Origin of the sequence: Mesorhizobium sp. M7A.F.Ca.CA.002.15.2.1 (assembly GCF_003998715.1) — a bacterium.
GTDB classification, from domain to species: Bacteria; Pseudomonadota; Alphaproteobacteria; order Rhizobiales; family Rhizobiaceae; genus Mesorhizobium; species Mesorhizobium ciceri.
In genome coordinates, this window is the sequence record NZ_RZPI01000410.1 from 1 (window position 1) to 5,090 (window position 5,090).

The following is a 5,090-nucleotide window of genomic DNA, read 5'->3' on the forward strand; positions in this document are numbered from 1 at the left end:
GCGCAGGCCTGTTCCATACGGCCTTCCTGCTGCCCAGCCGTGCCGATCTCGGCCGCTGGATCAACCACGCCATATCAAACAAGATCGCCATCGAGGGCGCTTCCGACCATCTGGTCAGCGAAGCACTGTACCTGACCGATCCCGAAGGCAATGGCATCGAGATCTATGCCGACCGCCGTCCGCAGGACTGGAAGTGGAATGGCGACAAGGTGGCGATGGCGACCGAGCGGATGAACATTCCGTCCGTCGTTGCCGAAGTGCCTGCGGGTGACGCCGGCTGGCAGGGCGCGCCGGAAAACAGCGTCGTCGGCCATGTCCACCTGCGCGTCGGCAGGCCGGAAGACGCCGAAGCCTGGTGGAACCAGGAATTCGGCTTCGACACGGTGGCCAAATATGGCGGCCAGGCGGTGTTCCTGTCGTCAGGCGGCTATCACCACCACATCGGCGCCAACGCCTGGCAGAGTTCGGGCGCCGGCCGCCGCGATCCCAGCCGGTCGGGTCTGGCCTGGGTGGAGATGCGTTCGGACAATGTGACCAGCCCGGTGACCCGCGAAGATCCATGGGGCACGGTGATCAGGACTGTTCCCGGCAAGGCTTGATTTGAGGGCTGCGCCAAGCTGGAGCACCCCTCAACCGTCGCGGCGTTGCGCGCCGATCCACCTTCTCCCACAGGGGAGAAGGTGAAGCCTGCCGCTCGCGGCCAGCGACGGTATAGCGCTTTGCCTCAGGCTTTGCCAAACACCCGCTTGAAGATCGTGTCGACGTGCTTGGTGTGATAGCCCAGGTCGAATTTCTCGCGGATTTCGGCCTCGGGCAGGGCAGCGGTCACTTCCTTGTCGGCCAGTAATTCTTCAAGAAAATCAGCGCCTTGCTCCCACACCCTCATGGCGTTGCGCTGGACCAGACGGTAGGAGTCTTCGCGAGACAACCCAGCCTGCGTCAGCGCCAGCATGACACGCTGCGAATGCACGAGGCCGCGGAACTTGTTCATGTTCTTCAGCATGTTGTCGGGATAGACGAGCAGCTTGTCGATGACGCCGGTCAGCCGCGACAGTGCGAAATCGAGCGTCACGGTGGCGTCAGGGCCGATCATGCGCTCGACCGAGGAGTGGGAAATGTCGCGCTCGTGCCAGAGCGCCACATTCTCCATCGCCGGCATCGCCATGGAGCGAACCATGCGGGCAAGGCCGGTGAGGTTTTCGGTCAGCACAGGGTTGCGCTTGTGCGGCATGGCCGACGAGCCCTTTTGGCCCGGCGAAAAATACTCTTCCGCTTCGAGCACTTCGGTGCGCTGCAAATGCCTTATCTCGATCGACAGCCGCTCGACCGACGAGGCGATGACGCCGAGCGTGGCGAAGAACATCGCGTGGCGATCACGCGGGATTACTTGTGTCGACACCGGCTCGGGCTTCAGGCCGAGCTTAGCCGCCACATGCTCCTCGACATAGGGGTCGATGTTGGCGAAGGTGCCGACCGCCCCGGAGATCGCACAGGTGGCGATATCCTCACGCGCGTACACCAACCGCTCGCGGCAGCGCGAGAACTCGGCATAGGCCTGCGCCAGCTTGACGCCGAAGGTCGTCGGCTCGGCATGGATGCCGTGGCTGCGGCCAATGGTGACGGTGTTCTTGTGCTCGAAGGCGCGGCGCTTGAGCGCTGCAAGCAGACCATCGATATCGGCGAGCAGGATGTCGCTGGCGCGGGTCAGCTGTACGGCGAAGCAGGTGTCGAGAACGTCGGACGAGGTCATGCCCTGGTGGATGAAGCGGGCGTCCGGCCCGACGAATTCGGCAAGATGGGTCAGGAAGGCGATGACGTCATGCTTGGTGACGCGTTCGATCTCGTCGATCGCCTCGACGTCGAATTTTGCGGCACTGCCCTTTTCCCAGATGGTTTTTGCCGCTTCCCTGGGGATGACGCCGAGTTCGGCCAGCGCATCGCAGGCATAGGCTTCGATCTCGAACCAGATGCGGAACCGGGTTTCTGGCGACCAGATGGCGACCATTTCCGGCCGGGAATAGCGAGGGATCATCGGTCAGTCCTGACATATCGAGAAGTTTGCCCGCGTCCTAACAGAGGCGAGCAAAATGCTCAACGCCGCTGGCGCGCAAACCAGACGCCCGCGGCAAACAGAGCGATGAAACCAACTGGAAAATAGAGCCGGATGCCCAGCACCACGAATTGATAGAGCGCAATCAACGTCGTGAAGACGAACTGGAGGACCCAGGTGCGGGTGAAAGCAGGCGCATGCCACTCGGCGTAGTAGGAGCGGTACTGCAGGGCAAACAGCCCGCCGGTCAGGCCGATCGTCGCCGCTGCTAGGCACACGAAGGCCGCGGCGAAAGCGACTTCCCAGCGTCTTCCCTGCGAGACCAGCCGCGCCGCGAACAGGCCGATCGGGAAGGCCAGCGCAGCTCCCGCCGCAAACAGCATGGTGACAATGCGGATTTTCGCCGGCGTCTCCCAGTCGCCCAAAAACAAGGTGAGGAGCGCGCTGGCGCCCATTGTCACAGCCCACAACAAGGCGCCGACAAGTGCTGTGCGCGGCGTCGGTATCGCGCGGCGAAGGCGGTTCAGCGCACGATCGCGCGCGGCGGGTTGAGCAGGGGGTGTCACAGGCGGCCGGTCACCGCGATCCAGCGAAAGTCCGGGCCTTCAAAGCCGTATTGGCGCACCGCGATCAGCACGGCATAGGCGCTGAGGCTGTCCATGGAAAAGGTCTGCACGGCGCCGATGCGATAGCCGTTCGGGCAACCCCGGCTTTTCGGTATCGCCTTGTCCTCGTGCAGCAGCTTGGTCGTGCCGCCATCCTGCGCCTCGATGCGCAGCAGCCGGAAGCCGTTGATTTCGCCCTGGCTCTCGCAGCCATCGGCGTTGTTCATGCCCAACTCGTCGAGCCGGAACTCGAGCGGTGGGTCGACCGGAGTGAAGATCGGGCGCGGATTGACCGCCATCCGGTGCGGATCCGCCGAAAGCTCGGTCACCGGGTTGAAACCCGCGGTGATGCCGCGGTTGGCGTCCAACTCGGCCTGGCTGACAATGGATTCGCCTTTTTGCCGGGCCTGAAGGCGCACCGCATCCAGTTTGGCATTCTCGTCCTCAAGCCGGACCCGGATCGGCGTGCCCTTCAGAAAGCTGTCGGTGCTGGTGTCGATGTAGTAGCGGTTGGCATAGGGAAAGCCCGATCCATCCTGCACGCCATATTCCTCGAAAGCGAAGACGCTGCCGTCCTTGGTGAAGCCGAGGATCTCAAGTTCAGCGACATCGCCGGCATGAGCCGCGATCGAGGTCGCAAGCTGTGCAAGCAGGCCAACGGCAAACAGAAAGAGCATTCGCATCGGTCTTCACCCCCGTGATCGTTTCAATCCCCTAGCACGACGGAATCAAAACGTCGTGCGGTGCGAAAGCCGATGCATCCAATCGGCCCGTCATTTGTTATTGTCGGCAGTCCCAATGGAGAACCACCATGACCGACACCAGCAAAATTCGTGAGCATATGGAAGTCGTCGGCGCCGATGGCGTGCATGTCGGCACTGTCGACAAGGTCGATGGCCAGCGCATCAAGCTAACCAAGGCCGATAGCGGCGAGGGCGCCCACAAGGGCCATCACCACTACATTCCCCTGAGCCTGATTGCCGAAGTCGACGGCAAGAAGGTCTGGCTGTCGGCGAATTCTGATGTCGCGGTGACGTTCGAGGAAGAAAAGTCCGATCCGGTCTGATTGATCGCTTCACTTCATGCGTGACGACCAGACCGGAAACAGATCGTTTTCGGCAGGTGTCGCGGCATAGACGCCTCGGCTGATGGCGCGCGCCATGGTGGCGCCGGCGGCGGCGTAGAGATCGATTGCTGCATCGGCGGAGAGTTCGATACCGCTCGTGCCGGTCGCCAGCGCGAACACAAGGTCGCCATCGGCCGGCGTGTGCGTCGGCCAGATGGCGCGCACGAATCCATCATGCGCCGACATCGCCAGGCGCTTGGCGGCAGCCTTTGTGAGCACCGCATCGGTGGCAATGACGGCGATGGTGGTGTTGCCGCCGGTCTCCGTCTGCCGGCCAAAATGTTTGTCGCGGTACTTCAAAAGAATCCGGTTCGCCTCGTCAGGCATCGGCGAGGGATAGCCAAGCCCACCGAATTCGTCGCCGATTTCGAACGGTGCCGCCCAGAAATGGCGGGTTCGGCCTGTGGTCACCGAACCGGTCGGATTGACGGCGGCCAGCGCGCCGATGGTGACGCCATTGTCGAGCAGCGTCGAGGCGGAGCCGAGGCCGCCTTTCAGCCCCGAAGTGAGCGCGCCGGTGCCGGCGCCGATGGTGCCGAGTTGGAAATCGGCGGTGGCGGTTTGCGCGGCTTCATAGCCAAGCTCGCGGTAGGGCGGATAACGGCCCCAATCCTTGTCGCCGCCATTGCGCAGGTCGAACAGGATCGCCGACGGCACGATCGGAACGCGAAAACCGCCGACCTCGAGGCCGATGCCGCGTTCACGCAACGCCGCCTGCACGCCGGAAGCTGCGTCGAGGCCGAAAGCCGAGCCGCCCGAAAGCACCACGGCGTGCACCACATCGACGGAATTGTGCGGTTCGAGCAGGTCGGTCTCGCGGGTGCCCGGCGCACCGCCCAGGATCTGAACGCCGGCCACTGTGGACGCATCGCAAAGCACGGTCGTTACCCCGGATTTCAGCCTGGCGTCGGACGCATTGCCGACGCGCAGGCCGGCAACGTCGGTGATCAGGTTGCGTGGGCCGGTGCGAAACATCAGTTGCTTTCCAAGGGCGCAAAGCGCGTGCCATCGAAGCGGAAGACGCGGTAGGGGCTCCGGCTGAGATCGCCTTTCGCATCAAACCGGATCGGCCCGATCGCCGTGGTGAAATCCTGTCCGGTCAGAGCTTCGGTCAGTGGTTTGCCCGAGCTTTCGGACAAGCCCGACGCTGCCTTGGCGATTTCGACCGCCGCAAAGGCCGGCAGCGTATAGCCGTCGGGCACGACTTTCTGCGCGGCAAAGGCCGCCAGCACTTTTGGATCGGCGACATCGGCCCATTCCGGCGGTGCGATCATCAGTGTGCCCAAGGAATAGGGCACGTCGCCGGGCG

Annotated in this window: 6 protein-coding genes and 1 pseudogene; 2 read left to right on the forward strand and 5 right to left on the reverse strand. The window is 63.4% G+C overall.

What is annotated here, in order from left to right:
• On the forward strand, positions 1-599 hold a 599-nt coding region (locus tag ENZ74_RS21215; RefSeq protein ID WP_164761108.1), incomplete at its 5' end, for a VOC family protein.
• A 125-nt stretch (positions 600-724) separates the two neighbouring features.
• Here ENZ74_RS21215 and purB read toward each other — a convergent pair.
• The 3 genes from purB to ENZ74_RS21230 all read right to left on the reverse strand — a co-directional run bounded on the left by purB (position 725) and on the right by ENZ74_RS21230 (position 3,338).
• A complete protein-coding gene (gene purB / locus ENZ74_RS21220) occupies positions 725-2,032 on the reverse strand; it encodes an adenylosuccinate lyase (protein WP_063167823.1) in 1,308 nt (435 codons plus the stop codon).
• A gap of 59 nt (positions 2,033-2,091) precedes the next feature.
• Positions 2,092-2,505 (reverse strand): hypothetical protein, encoded by a 414-nt coding sequence (locus ENZ74_RS21225; RefSeq protein WP_082826442.1) that lies wholly within the window; start codon positions 2,503-2,505, stop codon positions 2,092-2,094.
• A gap of 107 nt (positions 2,506-2,612) precedes the next feature.
• Positions 2,613-3,338 carry a DUF2259 domain-containing protein gene (locus ENZ74_RS21230; protein WP_013532119.1) on the reverse strand — a complete coding sequence of 242 codons (726 nt, stop codon included), beginning with the start codon at positions 3,336-3,338 and terminating at the stop codon, positions 2,613-2,615.
• 128 nt (positions 3,339-3,466) lie between these two features.
• Between ENZ74_RS21230 and ENZ74_RS21235 the strand changes: the two genes are divergently transcribed.
• Positions 3,467-3,721 (forward strand): DUF2171 domain-containing protein, encoded by a 255-nt coding sequence (locus ENZ74_RS21235; RefSeq protein WP_013532118.1) that lies wholly within the window; start codon positions 3,467-3,469, stop codon positions 3,719-3,721.
• A 9-nt stretch (positions 3,722-3,730) separates the two neighbouring features.
• Here the strand turns inward: ENZ74_RS21235 and ENZ74_RS21240 are convergent, their stop codons facing one another.
• A complete protein-coding gene (locus tag ENZ74_RS21240) occupies positions 3,731-4,756 on the reverse strand; it encodes a P1 family peptidase (RefSeq protein ID WP_063167825.1) in 1,026 nt (341 codons plus the stop codon).
• Positions 4,756-5,090, reverse strand: a pseudogene (locus ENZ74_RS21245) (ABC transporter substrate-binding protein); the annotation flags it as partial. The pseudogene ENZ74_RS21245 and the gene ENZ74_RS21240, both read right to left, overlap by 1 nt.